Below are 16,473 nucleotides of genomic sequence, written 5' to 3'. Positions count from 1 at the left end.
CATGTCCTCCGAGCATTTACTGACTTTCTTGTGGCTGGCGTGGCTGGTGTGGTTGGTTTTGGCCGCAACCGCTCTGATTTTAGAGCGCCGCTCGCCAGCGGCCACGTTGGCCTGGTTACTGGCGTTGCTGTTCTTGCCTTACATCGGCGCTGCCGTTTATCTGCTGCTTGGGCCGCGACGCTTGCGGCGGCGACGGTTGCGCTACGACCGTGCTCGCAATCGCTTAGTCCAATCCGCTTCCCATCGTTTGCGTCAAGATGAACAGACCCCACCCGGCTTCCCCGACACCGCTTTGGAACAGCAGTTGGCCCTGTTGCTCAAGCGTTCCGGGCAAGGGGTTCCGGCGGCGGCTCTCGATATCCATTTGCTGGAAACCGGCGATGCGTGTTTTCAGGCGATTGAAGAGGCCATCGCAGCGGCTACTCATCACATTCATCTGGAATATTACATCTGGCAACCGGACGGCATCGGCACTCGGCTGCGCGATTTGCTGATCGAAAAAGCTCGTGCTGGCGTGCAGGTCCGGTTGCTGCTGGATGCCATCGGCTCTAACCGCGTCAACCGCCGGTTTCTAAAACCGCTCGAAGACGCCGGTGCAGCGACTGCCTGGTTTAACCCGATCAGCGTGGCCCGACTGCGGCCCACACAGCTTAATTTTCGCACGCATCGCAAGATCGTGGTGTTGGACGGCCAAATCGGTTTCATCGGTGGCATCAACGTCTGCGACAACCACAGCAGCTTCAGCAGTTCCGAGAACGCTTGGCGCGACACACACCTGCGCATTGATGGGGAACCGGTACACCGTCTGCAATTTATCTTTCTGGAAGATTGGTACTTCGCAACCGATCAGGCACCATTCGAGCTGGCGTTCTTCCCACCATTTTCTGAAGAATCCCAGAGCAGATTTTGGTTGCAATTGCTCGAATCGGGACCTGACAACACTCGCCACGCCATCAGTAAGTGCTTTTTTGCGATGATCGCCGGTGCCCAACACCAGATCCTGTTGACCACGCCCTATTTCGTCCCAACTGAGGCGTTAACGGCCGCTCTGATCACAGCGGCGTTGCGGGGAGTGGAGGTACGGCTTCTCGTCCCTCACAAAAGCGATTCGCGCTTAGTCACCGCCGCTGCACGCAGTTATTACGATGAGTTGGTTAGCTCAGGGATCAAGATCGACGAATATGGCCCACCGATGCTGCACGCTAAGGTGTTAGTGGTCGATAAAAAGATCGCCGCCGTCGGCAGCGCCAATTTCGACAACCGCAGCCTATCCCTCAATTTCGAGATTATGGCCACGATCTATAACGAGCAGATCGCCGCTCAGCTTATTGAGACTTTCCAGGCCGATCTAAAACTGGCCCGACCTTACGTTAAACCGGGCCGGCGAGCCACTTTCGGCCAACGGCTGTTTGAAGCGACGGCTCGTTTGTTGTCGCCGCTTCTTTAATCACGTCGGTTCGGAGGTGTTATCAGCCTTTTCGGTAAAAGCTTTTTCACTAAGCCGATAGATCTGCTCGGAAAGTTCGTTTGACACCACCGAGGAAAAAGACTGCATGATCTTTCCCATCTCGGCTAGAAAAATGGGCCGTACCCACCCTACTACGTTATCAATCACTTCCATAAGGGGCGATGTCCTGGGCACTTCTTCGCCAAGAGACCCTTTCTTCCTTTCTCCTCGCGTCAGATCACCGATGACAAAGCCCACACTGCCCGCCACCAAGAGCGTGACCGGGGAAGCGATTTTTTGACGGATATGCTGGTTCAAAAGGCTCCGGCGTAACCCGATCAATCGCTGGCGATTCTGAAGCCGCCGTTCGATCTCCGCAATCTGGTCGGCTAGAGAGCCTTGTGCCTTCCCCTGAAGATCAGTACCTGCCATTAAGATAGGCCCTCATAAGATTCCTTGGATAACAGCGCCTTAAGGCTACGACTGGTGGCAGGAAAAGTGATACGGCTACTGCGGCGATAAGCGATGAAGATCAGCAGAAAGGCCAGGAGCACGTTAAATCCGACCGCGAGCGCCAAAGCGGTACTGCCCATCATCATCCCGCGTTCGACCACAAAAAGAACCGCTACTCCCATAAGTCCCAACCAAGCGCTAAACAGTAAAATAGCCGCGCCGACACCTAAAGCCGCCAGCGTTATTAATGTGGCACCGGCTTGCTTGGTTTCTAACGCGGCAAGTTTTACCTGATCCTGCACCAACCCGCTGAACTCGGAAAGTAGCCCTTGCACCTCTCCCATCACCCCAGAGTCAAGCTCTGGGGTGTTGAAAACAGCACGAGATCCGGCAGTTTCATTCACGGCGTAAGATCGCCTCACAATAGTTGAGAATTAGCGGCCTCTCAGAACACGGCTCAGCAAGAAACCGCCGACCGCAGCAATGGCTAACGCCTTAACCGGACTTTGCTGGACATACAGCCGCACCGTTTCCAACAAATCTTCCTGAACATCTTTTAGCTCCTTCTTCTTTTCATCGACGGTTTCAGCGACTTGGGCCGCCATACCCGATGCTTTTTCCGCGACGTGGGCCGCCACATTTGAGGCTTTTTCGCTCACTCTAGCGGCCATATCCGATGCTTTTTCCGAAACTTGTGCAGCCATGCCCACCGCCTTTTCAGCAGCTAAATGAGTCGCGTCGGCAGCTCTATCAACCGCGTAATGCGCGCTTGCGGCTTTGTTGCTCATGCCGACAGCTACATCAGACGCTTTTTCTGAAACATCAGCCGCCACCCCGGCTGCCCTTTCCGCCACCGAAGCGGCAGCACCGGTCGCTCTATCGACAACCTCATGGGCACCGACCGCCACCCGATCAACCGTCTCAGTGACCGTATTTAATTTGCCCGTTAATTCCATAACACTCTCCATTAACAATTAAGTTGCGAAAATAGGGCTAATCATGATTTCAATGAAGCGATAAGCCCCATTGAGGCACTATAACCATCAGAAAGTTCCTTATCGATGTGACTATCATGAGAGCATTTTGATGCTTAAAATCCTAAGATTTTAGACACTCTTTAACTCGCATCATTCCATTAACGGTAAGGGCCTTGGCCAAGCTTTTAAAATAGACTGCACCACCGTTGCTAAGGGAATCGCAAAAAAGATACCCCAAAAGCCCCAAAAACCACCGAATACCAATACTGCGGCGATAATCGCGATTGGGTGCAGGTTGACTACCTCAGAAAAAAGCAGTGGCACTAAGATATTACCGTCAAGTCCTTGAACAATCAGATAAACACCGAGTAACCATAAAAACTCCGAACTCCAGCCCCACTGGAAAAAAGCGACTAGCGCTACCGGCACCGTCACCACCACTGCCCCAATATAGGGCACAATCACCGACAAACCGACCATTAAAGCCAATAACATTGCATACTGAAGGCCCATATAGGCGAAAGCCACATAGGTGGCCACCCAGACCACTAAGATTTCCACGCATTTGCCGCGCACGTAATTGCCCATTTGATGATCCACTTCCCGCCAGACTTGCTGCGCCAACGTGTGGTCATTGGGAAGAAAACTGTGGACCCATTGCAGAATCAACTCCTTATCTTTTAAAAAGAAAAACACCAACAAAGGCACGAGGACCAGATAGATGGTAATAGCGATTACGCCCATACCGGCCGCTAACGACCAGCTCACCACATTCTGGCCCCAAGTGGCAATTTCAGTTTTTACCGCATTGATCACACCTAAAACCTGGGCTTCTGAAATAACCTCTGGATACAAAGCCGGCAAACTGAGCAACAAATTTTGCCCTTTGACGATCATGTTCGGTAGCTGTTGTATGAGTTGGGTGAACTGTCGCGAAGCGAGCGGCAAGAGGCCAAATAACAGCAACAGCACGAACGCGAGAAACAGCACAAAGACTAAGACAGTGCCCACCAGCCGAGGCAAATGTAGAGATCTTTGCAGGAGTTGGACTACACCTTCCAAGAGATAGGCAATGACAAGGCCGGCGAGCAACGGTGCCAGATCTCGCCCCATCAACAAAATGACGCTGGCGCCGAAGGTGAGCACCACGATCAAGATGACCGCTTGCGGATCGTTAAAAAGCCGTTGAAACCACTCGCTAATAATCTTCAATGCAATTGCCTGTTCACGTTTTCGATTCGGTGCCGGGTTCGCTGCACAGTAAAGTCATGGCAGAGATCCCACCAACCTGCTAAAGGATCTCGAAACCACGCTTGGCGGATCTGGTCCAAGCCCGCGTAGACTCTCCATGATCAAGGCAGGATTCTGGCCATCTATGCCTGAACGAGCACTACGTTTCCAGAGATTCGCTAAATTGCGCGGCAGGATGGTGGCGCCGACATGCCCGTTTTGCTTGCGCGAACCTCAAAAGTGCGCAGCAGCAGCCCCTGAAAGGTATTTTGAAGCGTGTTTTCTCAGCCCACAAAATTTAGCGGACGAGTATAGGTCTAACAAGCTGTTCATAGGCTATTCAGTGCTAAATCTATAAATAACTTATTGATTGGTTGATTTTTATCAAAAACAAAGAAATTGTGAATCCACTTGACCCAACGGCCAGATCATACGCAAGTAGCCGCCGATTGAATCCTAGCATATTAATTGCATGAAAATTCCTGATCGATAGCCCCATAGTGATTCACAACACGCTGATCTTGAATACTAAAACTGGAAGCCGTCGCACTTCTCCGATTACAGCGAGGTATACCCGATGACCCTTTTCAACCGCTATCTCTCGCGCTACGAACAAAGCCGCGAAGAAAACCTCACGCTCCAGGAGTATTTGGATCTCTGCAAGCGGGACGCCAGCGCCTACGCCAGCGCTGCTGAACGGTTGCTGATGGCCATCGGCGAGCCGGAAATGGTCGATACCCGTAACGATTCCCGCTTATCGCGCATCTTCCAAAATAAAATTCTTAAAATTTATCCCGCCTTTCAGGAATTTTATGGGATGGAGGAAGCCATCGAGCAGATCGTTTCCTATCTCAAACATGCCGCGCAGGGGCTGGAAGAAAAGAAACAAATTCTCTATTTGCTGGGTCCGGTGGGCGGCGGAAAATCGTCACTGGCGGAACGGCTCAAGCAGTTGATGGAAAAAGTGCCGTTCTACGCCATCGAAGGCTCGCCGGTGTTTGAATCGCCGCTGGGGCTGTTCAATCCCGAAGAAGATGGCCAGATTTTGGAAGACGATTACGGCATCCCACGCCGTTATCTGCAACATATCATGTCGCCGTGGGCGGCCAAGCGTCTGCGTGAGTACAACGGCGACATCACCAAATTCCGGGTGGTGAAGCTGCGGCCGTCGATCCTGCATCAAATCGCCGTCGCCAAGACCGAACCCGGCGATGAGAACAACCAGGACATCTCCTCGCTGGTCGGCAAGGTGGATATCCGCAAGCTGGAGCATTTCGCCCAAAACGACCCCGACGCCTACAGTTTTTCCGGTGCCTTGTGCCGTGCCAATCGTGGCCTGATGGAATTCGTCGAAATGTTCAAAGCACCGATTAAGGTGCTGCATCCCTTGCTGACCGCGACTCAGGAAGGCAACTACAACAGCACCGAAGGGCTGTCGGCGATTCCGTTTGAAGGCATCATTTTGGCGCATTCCAACGAATCGGAATGGCAATCCTTCAAGAACAACAAAAACAACGAGGCGTTTCTCGACCGGGTTTACATCGTCAAGGTGCCTTACTGCCTGCGGGTATCCGATGAGGTGAAGATTTACCGCAAGCTGCTGACCCACAGTTCGCTGTCCGCCGCCCCTTGCGCGCCCGGTACGTTGGAGATGATGGCACAATTTTCGGTATTAACCCGGATCAAGGAACCGGAAAACTCCAACCTGTTTTCCAAGATGCGGATTTACGATGGCGAGAACCTGAAAGACACCGATCCCAAGGCCAAGTCGATGCAGGAGTATCGGGATTATGCCGGGGTCGATGAGGGAATGACCGGCATTTCCACCCGCTTCGCCTTCAAGATTTTGTCGCAGGTGTTCAACTTCGATCATGCGGAAGTAGCGGCCAATCCGGTGCATCTGTTGTACGTGCTGGAGCGGCAAATCGAGCGCGAGCAGTTCAGTAACGAGGTGGAGGAAAAATATCTGTCCCATCTCAAGGGCTTTCTCGCGCCGCGCTATGCCGAATTTATCGGCAAGGAATTGCAGCAAGCCTATCTGGAATCCTATTCGGAGTATGGCCAGAACATCTTCGACCGCTACGTCACTTACGCCGATTTCTGGATTCAGGATCAGGAATATCGCGATCCCGACACCGGCGAGTCGTTTGATCGAGGGTCGCTCAATACCGAATTGGAAAAAATCGAGAAACCAGCCGGCATCAGCAACCCGAAAGATTTCCGTAACGAAATCGTCAACTTCGTATTGCGGGCGCGGGCCAACAATGCGGGGCGCAATCCGGCCTGGACCAGTTATGAGAAGCTGCGGGCGGTGATTGAGAAGAAAATGTTCTCGACCACCGAGGATCTGCTGCCGGTGATCAGTTTCAACGCCAAAGCCAGCGCCGAGGAGCAGAAAAAACACGCCCAGTTCGTGGATCGAATGGTCGCCAAGGGGTACACCCCCAAGCAGGTGCGATTGCTGTCCGACTGGTACTTGCGGGTGCGCAAGGCGTCCTGACCGGGGAGATCATTCATGGCCACGCTGATCGACCGGCGGCTGGACGGCAAGAACAAAAGTGCTGTCAACCGGCAGCGCTTCATTCGGCGCTTCAAAAGCCAAATTAAGAAAGCCGTGACCGAGGCCATGAATGGCCGCAGCATCACCGATATTGATAACGGCGAGAAGATCAATATTCCGGCCCGCGATCTGTCCGAGCCGGTGTTCGGCCACGGCGCGGGCGGGCGGCGCGAAACCATTCATCCCGGCAATAAGGACTTTATCAAAGGCGACCGGATGGCGCGGCCGCAAGGCGGCAGTGGCGGCGGCACGGGCAAAGGTCAGGCCAGCAACAGCGGCGAAGGCGAGGATGATTTCGTATTCGAGCTGTCGCGCGAGGAATTTCTGGAACTGTTTTTCGAGGATTTGGAGCTGCCCAATCTGGTGCGCACCCAACTGGCCAAGGTGGCCGAATTCAAGTCGGTGCGAGCCGGTTTTAGCAGCGTGGGCAATCCGTCCAACCTCGACGTGGTGCGCTCGATGCGGGGCGCGCTGGCGCGGCGGATCGCAATGGCGGCGCCCTATAGCCGCCGCTTGCACGAAGCCGAAGCCGAACTTCAGCAGGTGTTGGCGGCAACGCCGGTGGATGAACCCCGCGCGCAAGCATTGGTTGAGGAAATCGAGCACCTGCGCGCCCGCGTGCGGGCGGTGCCGTTTATCGATACGTTCGATCTACGCTATGTCAATCGCACTAAACAACCGCAACCGAGCACCCAGGCGGTGATGTTTTGCATCATGGATGTGTCCGGCTCGATGGATCGGGCGCGTAAGGACTTGGCCAAGCGCTTCTTCACCCTGCTCTATCTGTTCTTGAAGCGCAATTACCAGAAGATCGAGGTGGTGTTTATCCGTCACCACACCGTCGCCAAGGAAGTAGACGAACAGGAATTTTTCTATTCGCGCGAAACCGGCGGCACGGTCGTCTCCAGCGCATTGACTTTGATGGCCGACATCGCAGCGGCCCGTTATCCGCTGTCGGTCTGGAATATTTATGCCGCGCAAGCCTCGGACGGCGATAACTGGCATCACGATTCACCGGCCTGCAAGGACATCCTGCTCAAGCACATCATGCCGTTCGTCCGTTATTTTTCCTATATCGAAATCACCCCAGACCGCCACCAAAGCCTGTGGGAAGCTTACGAGGAAGTGCGCGAGGTGCATCCCAATTTCGCCATGCAGCAGATCGACGGGGCGGCGGATATTTACCCGGTGTTTCGGGAGTTATTTAAGAGGCGCGTGTCATGACAACGAGCCGACTCATTACCGATTCCTCGGAATGGACCTTTTCGATCCTGGAACGCTACAACGAGGTGATCGGCCAGATCGCCGCCAATGAGTTTAAGCTGGATACCTACCCCAACCAAATCGAGATCATCACCGCCGAACAGATGATGGATGCCTATTCCTCGGTGGGGATGCCGCTCGGTTACAAACACTGGTCTTACGGCAAGCAGTTCGTGCTGACCGAGAAGAACTACCGGCGCGGCCAGATGGGGCTGGCCTATGAAATCGTCATCAATGCTGATCCTTGCATCGCTTATCTCATGGAAGAAAACACCGCGATGATGCAAGCCCTGGTGATCGCCCACGCTGCTTACGGTCATAACTCCTTTTTCAAAGGCAACTATTTATTCCGCACCTGGACCAGCGCCGACGCGATCATCGATTACCTGCTGTTCGCCCGTAATTACGTGGCCGAATGTGAGGAACACTATGGTGAGGAAAACGTCGAGTTGTTCCTCGATTCCTGCCATGCCTTGATGAACTATGGGGTGGATCGCTACAAGCATCCCGCGCCGTTGTCGCTGGGTGAAGAAAAACAGCGCCAGCAGGAACGGGAAGCCTATTTACAGTTGCAACTGAATGATCTGTGGCGCACGGTGCCGGCCAGGCCGAGCGAACGAGTGCTGAGCGAAGCGCGCTTCCCGACGGAGCCACAAGAGAACCTGCTGTATTTTATCGAGAAAAATGCGCCGTTACTGGAGCCGTGGCAACGCGAAATCGTGCGGATCGTCCGCAAGATCGGCCAGTATTTTTACCCGCAACGGCAAACCCAGGTGATGAATGAAGGCTGGGCTACGTTCTTCCATTACACCTTGCTGAACGCGCTGTACGATCAAGGCTATGTCAACGACGGCTTTATGATCGAGTTCCTGCAATCGCATACCAGCGTGATTCAGCAATTGCCGTTTGATCATCCCTATTATTCCGGCATCAATCCCTATGCGCTGGGCTTTGCGATGATGAGCGACATCAAACGCATCTGCCAGCAACCGACGGCCGAGGATCGTTATTGGTTCCCCGATATGGCCGGTCAGGATTGGCTGAGGGTGCTGGATTTCGCAATGCGCAATTTCAAGGATGAGAGCTTTATCGCCCAGTATCTTTCGCCCAAGGTCATGCGGGATTTCAAGCTGTTCGCGGTGTTGGACGACGAGACCCAGGACGAATTGGAAGTGACCGCCATTCATGATGAGGCCGGTTACCGGCGCTTGCGACTGGCGCTGTCCGATCAGTACAACCTAGGCAGCCGCGAGCCGAACATTCAAGTATGGAATGTGGCCCATCGCAAGGATCGTTCGCTGACCCTGCGCCATACGCCCTACAACCGCCGGCCTTTGCACGATAATTTTCAGGAAGTGCTGAGGCATTTGCACCAGCTGTGGGGATTCGCAGTGCGGCTGGAGACGGTGGACGAATACGGCAAGGTGGAATTGGTGGGGGAATGTCCGCAAACGCGCGAACGCTAAAAACCCCTACAGCACTAATTGAATCTGATCGGCTTGTAAGTTAATGAACCCCAGGTCACGCAATCCTTTTAAATCCGGGGACTGCCCAAACACCTATTCCTTAGTTAAGCTTATAAGACTCAATTGCACCCGTGAGACTGCTTGATGAAAGCCACCCGATTTAGTGTCCTATCTATCCTGCTAGTGCTCGTGTTCGCCTCAGCCCAGGCCGGTAACGGCTGGAGTGATGTCGGTTCACCCCTATCGGGACAGCCTGAGGTGATCGGCTCGTTCACCTCAGGCTGCATCGTCGGCGCACGAACACTACCGCTGGTCGGAGATGGTTATCAAGTGATGCGCTCCAGCCGCAATCGCTATTACGGCCATCCGGTGCTGATTCAGTTTCTGGAGCGCTTGAGCCGACAGGCCGCCGCCAACGGCAGTCGGCTGCTGATTGGTGATTTGGGCCAACCCCGTGGCGGCCCTATGCCAGGCGGCCATCGCAGCCATCAAACCGGACTGGATGCCGATATCTGGCTGCTGCAACAGCCCCGTGACCGGCTATTGCCAAGACCGAATACCGAAAGCCTCGGCGCACCCTCAATGATTCGGGCCACGGAAGGTACCCTAAATTACGCCAACTGGTCGCCCCGGTATCGAGATACCTTGCGACAAGCGGCGCTCTCGCCGGAAGTGGATCGGATTTTCGTCAACGCTATCATCAAACAGGGCTTATGCAACAGCGAAACCGACCGGAGTTGGCTTAATAAAGTCCGGCCCTGGTGGGGACACGATGCCCATTTCCATGTCCGGCTGGCCTGCCCACCTGGGTCGCCGCAGTGCGATTCGCAAAAACCAGTACCCTATGGCGATGGTTGTGATCCTGATCTGGCGAATTGGGTACGGGACATTGTGAACTCAGCCCGCAACCCTAAACCCCAGAAACGGCCAAAACCACCCTCAACCGAGAATCTACCGGCCGCTTGCTATCAGGTGCTCAACGGCGGCATGGCGCAACGGTATGGTCAAGCTCCATCCGGCGAATCAACCTTTCCAGTACGATCCAACCGCAACGACGCCGAATTGATGCAATAGCGCAAACCGGTCGGCTTGGGGCCATCGTCGAACACATGGCCCAAATGGGCACCACAATCCGCACATACCACTTCGGTGCGGCGCATAAAAAAACTGCGATCCTCGGCAGTGGCCACATTGTCGGCTTGCACCGGTTGCCAAAAACTGGGCCAGCCACTGCCGGAATCGAATTTGGTATTGGAATCGAACAGGGCTTTACCGCAACACACGCAGCGATAAATCCCTGGCTCGTGACAGTCGTGATAGTGGCCGGTAAAGGCCCGCTCAGTCCCTTTCTCACGGCAAATGGCAAACTGCTCAGGGGTCAACTGGGCACGCCATTCGGCTTCAGTCTTGCTGATTTTGTTGCTCATGCTGAGTTCTCGCCGGTTTTTGATCTGCGGAAATAGACCACGGTAACGCCGATTGGTGTCAGCCTAACGTGCTTTTGGCCGGTGCGGGAGCGCGTTTTTCCAACGCTTCCCAGACATGCTCAGCCAAACCAACGCCGACCTCGTTGAAAGCCAAAAAGGTCATATCGGCCCCAGCGGCCTTGAGCGCTTTCTCTTCTTCGGGATAGCTGCTGATCGCCCCAATCAGACCCTGAAAGCCATGCTGCCGCAATTGTTCGGTGGCAATCCGCTTGGCTTCTGGATCGGGCATCGCCAGGATGACCGCCTTCAGTCGGTCCAGATGCAGCCGATGCCAAAAGCCTGGATCTTCGGCGTCGGCATACACCACGCGCCGACCCTCGTGGATATGGCGCTCGACCTTGACCAAATCGGAATCAATACCTGAGACCAGCCGTACCTTGTGGACTTCCGGCGTATTTTGCCGCTTTTTGAGAAAATCATACGCAGCGGTACCGGTATGACCCATCCCCAAAATGAGGATTTGCGTTTTACCCAGTGACACCGGCTGTTCGTCGGGATGCCGCTCCGGCCGCTCGAAACGAGCCAGCCACGTTTCCAAGCGCTCGTACAGGTCGTGCGCATAATGGTTCAGCGGGGCGGCGACCACAAAGGACAGCGCTACCGTCAGGGCCAGCACCACCAACCAATCCGGCCCCAATTGCCCATTACCGACCATAAATTTGGCCACGATCAGGGCAAATTCACTGTAGCTGGCCAGCGCCAGCGCCGTCAAAAACGCCGTGCGTGCGCGCAGCCGGAACCGGATCAGGATGATGAAAAACAGGATCGCCTTCAGCGGCAACAACGCGGTCAACAGGATCGCTCCGCCTACGCTGCCGATACTCGGCCAGCCCAGTAAGCCGATTTGCAGAAAAAAGCCGACCAGTAACACTTCCTTGAGTGCCCACAAAGACCGGGATAATTCCACCGCGCGCGAATGACCGGACAGCACGGCACCCAATAGCAGTGCGCCTAATTCTGAACTCAGCCCGACTTGCTCGAAACCCAAGCCGCCGACCACCAGCGCCAGCGCCAGGCCGTACAACACCAGCAACTCATCGTGCCCAGTCCAATCCAGCACTTTGCCGATCAGCGGCCGCAACAACGGTAATCCCAGCACCAGCAAGGCCCAGGGCGTGGGTAGCACCCCACCCGCCAGTGTCATCAAGGCCAGTGCCGCCAGATCCTGAATGATGAGGATGCCGATGGCCAACCGGCCGTGAAACGCCCGTAATTCAACTTTTTCCTCCAACACCTTGGCGGCCAATACGGTGCTGGAAAATCCCAGCGTAACGGCGAGGACTAGACCCTGACTGAAGGAGAGCGCGGTCACACCCCACAACAACAAACACAGCACCATCGCGCTGAGAATCAGATGCAGTCCACCACCGCCCCAGACATCCGGGCGAATCAGGCTTTGCAATTTCAGTTTGAGGCCGACACTGAACAGCAGGAGCAAGACACCGGCATGAGCAACCTGATCCAACAGCCCACTACTTTGTTGCCCCAGGGCATTCAAGGCAAAGCCCGCCACGAGATAACCGACCAGCGCCGGCAATCCCAACTGACGGGCTAACAACCCTAATAGAAAAGCAAGTGCTAGCCAAAGTGCATCCATGGGTGAGTGAGCGTCGGGCTTCTTAGCTCTTTTTCAGCACGCCGACCGCGTAAAGCAAGACGACGGCACCGACCGTAGCGGTGATGAGATGACCGATCAAGCCAACGGCGGCGAAACCGATCAACCGGAATAGAAAACCGCCCACAAAAGCGCCGACCACACCAATCACCAGATTACCGACTAAGCCCATGCTGCTACCGCGCATGTAAATCGACGCCAACCAGCCCGCCGCCAAACCGATCAACAGAAATCCAATCAATTCCATCTTAAACTCCTAAAGTCGCTGTAAAAGGTTGGGTCGATCATAAGCAGTTTTAATGACAAAGACGAAAATTCGACGCTCCCCTTTTCCCACTCTCTTTGGGGAGTTAGGGCAAGGGAGATAACCCATTGAAGACAAACCATCATCCCCGGTTCCTCTCCCAGAAGAAGAGGGGATTTGCGTATAGACTCTTAATCCTCTAACAATCTTCCAGCCTGTCGATAAGCCAGCGGCTCCCGCCCTGCCACCTTGCAGAACTTCTGCCCCGGCCGCGCCAGCCGCTCGGTCATACGGGCGAATAGGAGGCCATCGGTCGCAGCACGGATTGGGTGACGAGCGGCGCCAAGCGGTTCGCCGAACAGATCCACCACCTCCGCTACGACCTCGCCCGCTGCGACCGCCTCCCCCAACTGCTTGCGATAAACCAGCACACCGGCCGCCGGTGCCGTCAGCACATCCACACCGTTTAGCGGCGTTGGTTCGCAGTGGGATTCCGGCAACGGCCCCGGTTCACCGGCGATCACGCCGCGCCGTTGCAGAAAGCGCAGCAGCGCCGCCGCATCCGCCGCTGCATCATCATCGCGCACATCGGCCTGACCGCGCAGTTCCACTGTAGTCGCAAAGCAGGCCAGCGGAATCGGCGCTTCATGTTCCAAAGCCGCGCGCAGCTTCCACCACGGCCCGGCGCACGCTTCATCAAACGGATTTCCGCCCGGCTCCTCCTCCAGCAGAATCACCGCCGCCCCCAATTCTGCACCTAAGACGCGCCCCTCGTCCGAATGCCAGCGCGAGGTATATAAATGCAGCAACGATTCGCTGTCACAATGCAAATCGAACACATAATCAGCATCCACGGCCAAGCTGAGCAAAGCCAGTTTTAAGGCGCTGGTCTCCCGAATGGCCTGCTGTTCCGCCAGCACAGCCCGCAGTGTTTCCCGCACTGTAGCAATGTTCTTGGCTGGATCAGCACTCAAACATCCGCGCAAGCGTTCCGCCGCAACCGCCGCCAAATCGGGAAAGCCGCGATTGAAATTGCCGGTACTCTCGAAATCGAACCGCCCCAGCAACCGGCCATTGAGATGCTGCCCCAGACCAATGGGATTGGCCACCGGCACCACCACCACCTCACCACTGATCCGGCCTTCGGCTTGCGCTTGTTGCAGCCCTAGCAACAGATGCTGTGCCACTAACAAACCCGGAATTTCATCGGCGTGCAGGGCCGCCTGAAAATACGCTTTGGGTCGTGCGCCGGGCGGGCCGTAACGGTGAACCCGTAGCATCCGCCGGGTGCCGGGCGCGGGTGAGGGTAATTCAATCTGAACCGTTGCCATGATGTGTTAGCCACCCATTTTAATTCAACGTATGGGCCTGATGGGTGGAACCCACCAGACATGCCAAACTCCAATACACTGTTTAACGATTCCGAGACATTTTACAGACGGTTTTGGAGTCTCTAAAGCTAGACGCTCTTGTGGTTCTGGTCATCCCGTTTTGGCTTTCTCAATCCCCCACTTGGTTTTTGGAGTTTCAATGACTGCCCAATCTACACCTCCCACTGACGGAAAACGCGGTAACGCGGGCGAACTGCACCAGCACGCCGGCGGTTCCCATCCTGCTTTGACCACCAATCAGGGCCTACCGATCTCGGATAATCAAAACTCGCTGCGTGCGACGCCGCGCGGGCCGACGCTGCTGGAAGATTTCATCCTGCGCGAGAAGATCACTCACTTCGATCATGAACGCATCCCGGAACGCATCGTTCATGCCCGTGGTTCGGCGGCTCACGGCTTTTTTGAATTGACCGCCTCGCTCGCCCAATACACCACCGCCAAGGTGTTGACTGAGGTCGGCCAGAAAACTCCGGTCTTCACGCGCTTCTCCACGGTGGCCGGTGGCGCGGGATCGGTGGACACTCCGCGCGATGTACGCGGCTTTGCAGTAAAGTTCTACACCAAGGAAGGCAACTGGGACATTGTGGGCAACAACATTCCGGTCTTTTTTATTCAGGACGCCCTTAAGTTTCCCGACCTGATTCATTCGGTGAAGATGGAGCCGGATCGCGGCTTTCCGCAGGCGGCCAGCGCCCATGACACCTTCTGGGATTTCATCTCGCTGATGCCGGAGACCATGCACACCCTGATCTGGGCGATGAGCGACCGCGCCATTCCGCGCTCGCTGCGGATGATGGAAGGCTTTGGCGTCAACACGTTCCGCCTGCTCGACGCCCAGGGCAACTCCACCTTCGTCAAATTCCACTGGCGGCCCAAGCTGGGCCTGCAATCCACGGTCTGGGACGAGGCTGTGAAACTGGCCGGAGCCGATCCCGATTTCCACCGCCGTGATCTGTATGAAGCCATTGCCAAGGGCGATTTCCCGGAATGGGAATTTGCCGTGCAACTGTTTAGCGAGGAAGAGGCCGCCAAGTTCCCCTTCGATCATCTTGACGCCACCAAGCTGATCCCGGAGGAACTGGTTCCCTTAAAGATAATCGGCCGCATGGTGCTGGATCGCAATCCCGATAACTTTTTTGCCGAAACCGAGCAGGTGGCGTTCTGCCCGTCTCACATCGTGCCTGGCATCGATTTTTCCAACGATCCGCTGTTGCAAGGCCGGTTGTTCTCGTATCTGGATACCCAGCTTTCCCGGCTGGGTTCGCCCAACTTTCATCAGATTCCGATTAACGCGCCCAAGTGTCCGTTCCACAACCTGCAACGCGACGGCCACATGCAAATGGGCGTACCCAAGGGCCGGGTCAATTACGAGCCGAGTTCCCTACAAGCCGATTCACCGCGCGCGACGCCGGATGGCTTCCGCACCTTTGCTCAAGCCGACGACGGCAAGAAAGGCCGCATCCGCGCCGAAAGCTTTGCCGATCATTACAGTCAGGCGCGGCTGTTCTATCGCAGCCAGAGCGAACTGGAGCAGGCGCACATCGCGTCAGCCCTGGTGTTTGAACTCTCCAAGGTCGCCACGGTGGTCATCCGCGAGCGCGTGGTCGGCCATCTGCTTAACCTCGACCCGGCTTTGGCCAAGCGCGTGGCGGACGGTCTGGGTATGGAGCAACTGCCGCCTGCCCCTGCGCCCGCTGCGCCGGTGATCGACATGAAACCCTCGCCAGCCCTGCAACTGATCGGCAAGATGAAGCCGATTCTTACCGGTCGGGCGGTCGGGATTCTGGTGGATGATGGTTCCGACGGTGCGGCGGTGATGGCCTTACGCAAGGCCGCTGAAGCCGCTGGTGCGGGCGTCAAAATCGTCGCGCCTAAAGTGGGCGGGGCCAAGCTGGCGGATGGCAAGACGCTAGCCGCTGACGGTCAGTTGGCCGGTACGCCGTCTATCGTATTCGACGCCGTGGCGCTGGTGCTGTCCGCTGAAGCAGGCAAGCGGCTCAGCAAGGAAGCCGCCGCCGTGGATTGGGTGCGCGACGCTTTCGGCCATTTGAAAGCCATCGCCGCCGATGCCGGTGCGCAGGCGGTATTACAAGCCGCTAGCGTACAAGCGGATGCAGGCGTGCTGAAAGCCAGCGACTGTGCCCCCTTCGTCGAGGCTGCGAAAACCCGGCAGTGGGCGCGTGAGCCGAAGGTGCGGCAACTGCCGTAAGCATCCATCGCCGTCGCCGCATCGTCGGAAATTCCCTTGTATGTTGGGGATTGGTTAAAGTGTAAGGGCGACGTGGTAGCACGAAAACCCTGAGGGACTGCAGATCCCGTGGGAGAGCGAGAAGCGCCACG

Annotated in this window: 14 protein-coding genes; 6 read left to right on the top strand and 8 right to left on the bottom strand. The window is 55.8% G+C overall.

Going from position 1 to position 16,473, the window contains the following annotated elements; all coding sequences use genetic code 11:
* Position 1: 1 nt before the first annotated feature.
* On the top strand, positions 2-1,447 hold the full coding sequence (gene cls / locus BN873_RS04445) for a cardiolipin synthase (RefSeq protein ID WP_048671053.1): 1,446 nt from the start codon (positions 2-4) through the stop codon (positions 1,445-1,447).
* Here the strand turns inward: cls and BN873_RS04440 are convergent, their stop codons facing one another.
* From BN873_RS04440 to BN873_RS04425, 4 genes are all read right to left on the bottom strand, one after another.
* Positions 1,448-1,879, bottom strand: a complete 432-nt coding sequence (locus tag BN873_RS04440) for a hypothetical protein (protein ID WP_048671051.1) — start codon at positions 1,877-1,879, stop codon at positions 1,448-1,450.
* Positions 1,879-2,304, bottom strand: coding sequence for a phage holin family protein (locus BN873_RS04435; RefSeq protein ID WP_139031645.1), 426 nt, complete (start codon positions 2,302-2,304; stop codon positions 1,879-1,881). The genes BN873_RS04440 and BN873_RS04435 overlap by 1 nt, the downstream gene beginning before the upstream one ends.
* Before the next feature lie 30 nt (positions 2,305-2,334).
* Complete coding sequence (locus BN873_RS19320; protein WP_048671048.1) at positions 2,335-2,856, bottom strand: hypothetical protein; 522 nt, start codon at positions 2,854-2,856, stop codon at positions 2,335-2,337.
* A gap of 171 nt (positions 2,857-3,027) precedes the next feature.
* A complete protein-coding gene (locus BN873_RS04425; RefSeq protein ID WP_048671045.1) occupies positions 3,028-4,089 on the bottom strand; it encodes an AI-2E family transporter in 1,062 nt (353 codons plus the stop codon).
* Between the two features lie 595 nt (positions 4,090-4,684).
* Between BN873_RS04425 and BN873_RS04420 the strand changes: the two genes are divergently transcribed.
* The 4 genes from BN873_RS04420 to mepA all read left to right on the top strand — a co-directional run bounded on the left by BN873_RS04420 (position 4,685) and on the right by mepA (position 10,470).
* Positions 4,685-6,607 (top strand): PrkA family serine protein kinase, encoded by a 1,923-nt coding sequence (locus BN873_RS04420; RefSeq protein WP_048671043.1) that lies wholly within the window; start codon positions 4,685-4,687, stop codon positions 6,605-6,607.
* 15 nt (positions 6,608-6,622) lie between these two features.
* Positions 6,623-7,891: a YeaH/YhbH family protein gene (locus BN873_RS04415; RefSeq protein ID WP_048671041.1), complete on the top strand. Its 1,269-nt coding sequence runs from the start codon at positions 6,623-6,625 to the stop codon at positions 7,889-7,891.
* A complete protein-coding gene (locus BN873_RS04410) occupies positions 7,888-9,396 on the top strand; it encodes a SpoVR family protein (protein WP_048671038.1) in 1,509 nt (502 codons plus the stop codon). Before BN873_RS04415 ends, BN873_RS04410 begins: the two co-directional genes overlap by 4 nt.
* Before the next feature lie 144 nt (positions 9,397-9,540).
* Entirely contained in the window at positions 9,541-10,470 is a 930-nt protein-coding gene (gene mepA / locus BN873_RS04405; protein WP_071243995.1) for a penicillin-insensitive murein endopeptidase, read from the top strand.
* On the opposite strand, the gene msrB is transcribed toward mepA, so the two are convergent.
* The 4 genes from msrB to BN873_RS04385 all read right to left on the bottom strand — a co-directional run bounded on the left by msrB (position 10,401) and on the right by BN873_RS04385 (position 14,073).
* Complete coding sequence (gene msrB / locus BN873_RS19315; protein WP_048671036.1) at positions 10,401-10,823, bottom strand: peptide-methionine (R)-S-oxide reductase MsrB; 423 nt, start codon at positions 10,821-10,823, stop codon at positions 10,401-10,403. The genes mepA and msrB overlap by 70 nt on opposite strands.
* Positions 10,824-10,881: 58 nt before the next feature.
* A complete protein-coding gene (locus tag BN873_RS04395; protein ID WP_048671034.1) occupies positions 10,882-12,480 on the bottom strand; it encodes a cation:proton antiporter family protein in 1,599 nt (532 codons plus the stop codon).
* A 22-nt stretch (positions 12,481-12,502) separates the two neighbouring features.
* Positions 12,503-12,745, bottom strand: a complete 243-nt coding sequence (locus BN873_RS04390) for a GlsB/YeaQ/YmgE family stress response membrane protein (protein ID WP_048671032.1) — start codon at positions 12,743-12,745, stop codon at positions 12,503-12,505.
* 188 nt (positions 12,746-12,933) lie between these two features.
* Positions 12,934-14,073: a succinylglutamate desuccinylase/aspartoacylase family protein gene (locus BN873_RS04385; protein ID WP_048671031.1), complete on the bottom strand. Its 1,140-nt coding sequence runs from the start codon at positions 14,071-14,073 to the stop codon at positions 12,934-12,936.
* A gap of 199 nt (positions 14,074-14,272) precedes the next feature.
* Between BN873_RS04385 and BN873_RS04380 the strand changes: the two genes are divergently transcribed.
* Positions 14,273-16,342 carry a catalase gene (locus BN873_RS04380; RefSeq protein WP_048671029.1) on the top strand — a complete coding sequence of 690 codons (2,070 nt, stop codon included), beginning with the start codon at positions 14,273-14,275 and terminating at the stop codon, positions 16,340-16,342.
* Positions 16,343-16,473 lie beyond the last annotated feature (131 nt).

The sequence above is a fragment of the Candidatus Competibacter denitrificans Run_A_D11 genome (genome assembly GCF_001051235.1).
GTDB lineage: Bacteria > Pseudomonadota > Gammaproteobacteria > Competibacterales > Competibacteraceae > Competibacter_A > Competibacter_A denitrificans.
Note: the sequence above shows the minus strand (reverse complement) of the source record. Positions and strands in the feature narration are given on the sequence as shown.

Excerpts from the sequence above, each read along its gene's own strand:
- BN873_RS04395 (WP_048671034.1), bottom strand. The coding sequence starts at position 12,480 with ATGGATGCACTTTGGCTAGCACTTGCTTTTCTATTAGGGTTGTTAGCC.
- BN873_RS04380 (WP_048671029.1), top strand. The coding sequence starts at position 14,273 with ATGACTGCCCAATCTACACCTCCCACTGACGGAAAACGCGGTAACGCG.
- BN873_RS04390 (WP_048671032.1), bottom strand. The coding sequence starts at position 12,745 with ATGGAATTGATTGGATTTCTGTTGATCGGTTTGGCGGCGGGCTGGTTG.
- msrB (WP_048671036.1), bottom strand. The coding sequence starts at position 10,823 with ATGAGCAACAAAATCAGCAAGACTGAAGCCGAATGGCGTGCCCAGTTG.
- BN873_RS04385 (WP_048671031.1), bottom strand. The coding sequence starts at position 14,073 with ATGGCAACGGTTCAGATTGAATTACCCTCACCCGCGCCCGGCACCCGG.
- BN873_RS19320 (WP_048671048.1), bottom strand. The coding sequence starts at position 2,856 with ATGGAATTAACGGGCAAATTAAATACGGTCACTGAGACGGTTGATCGG.
- cls (WP_048671053.1), top strand. The coding sequence starts at position 2 with ATGTCCTCCGAGCATTTACTGACTTTCTTGTGGCTGGCGTGGCTGGTG.
- BN873_RS04415 (WP_048671041.1), top strand. The coding sequence starts at position 6,623 with ATGGCCACGCTGATCGACCGGCGGCTGGACGGCAAGAACAAAAGTGCT.
- BN873_RS04410 (WP_048671038.1), top strand. The coding sequence starts at position 7,888 with ATGACAACGAGCCGACTCATTACCGATTCCTCGGAATGGACCTTTTCG.
- mepA (WP_071243995.1), top strand. The coding sequence starts at position 9,541 with ATGAAAGCCACCCGATTTAGTGTCCTATCTATCCTGCTAGTGCTCGTG.
- BN873_RS04420 (WP_048671043.1), top strand. The coding sequence starts at position 4,685 with ATGACCCTTTTCAACCGCTATCTCTCGCGCTACGAACAAAGCCGCGAA.
- BN873_RS04440 (WP_048671051.1), bottom strand. The coding sequence starts at position 1,879 with ATGGCAGGTACTGATCTTCAGGGGAAGGCACAAGGCTCTCTAGCCGAC.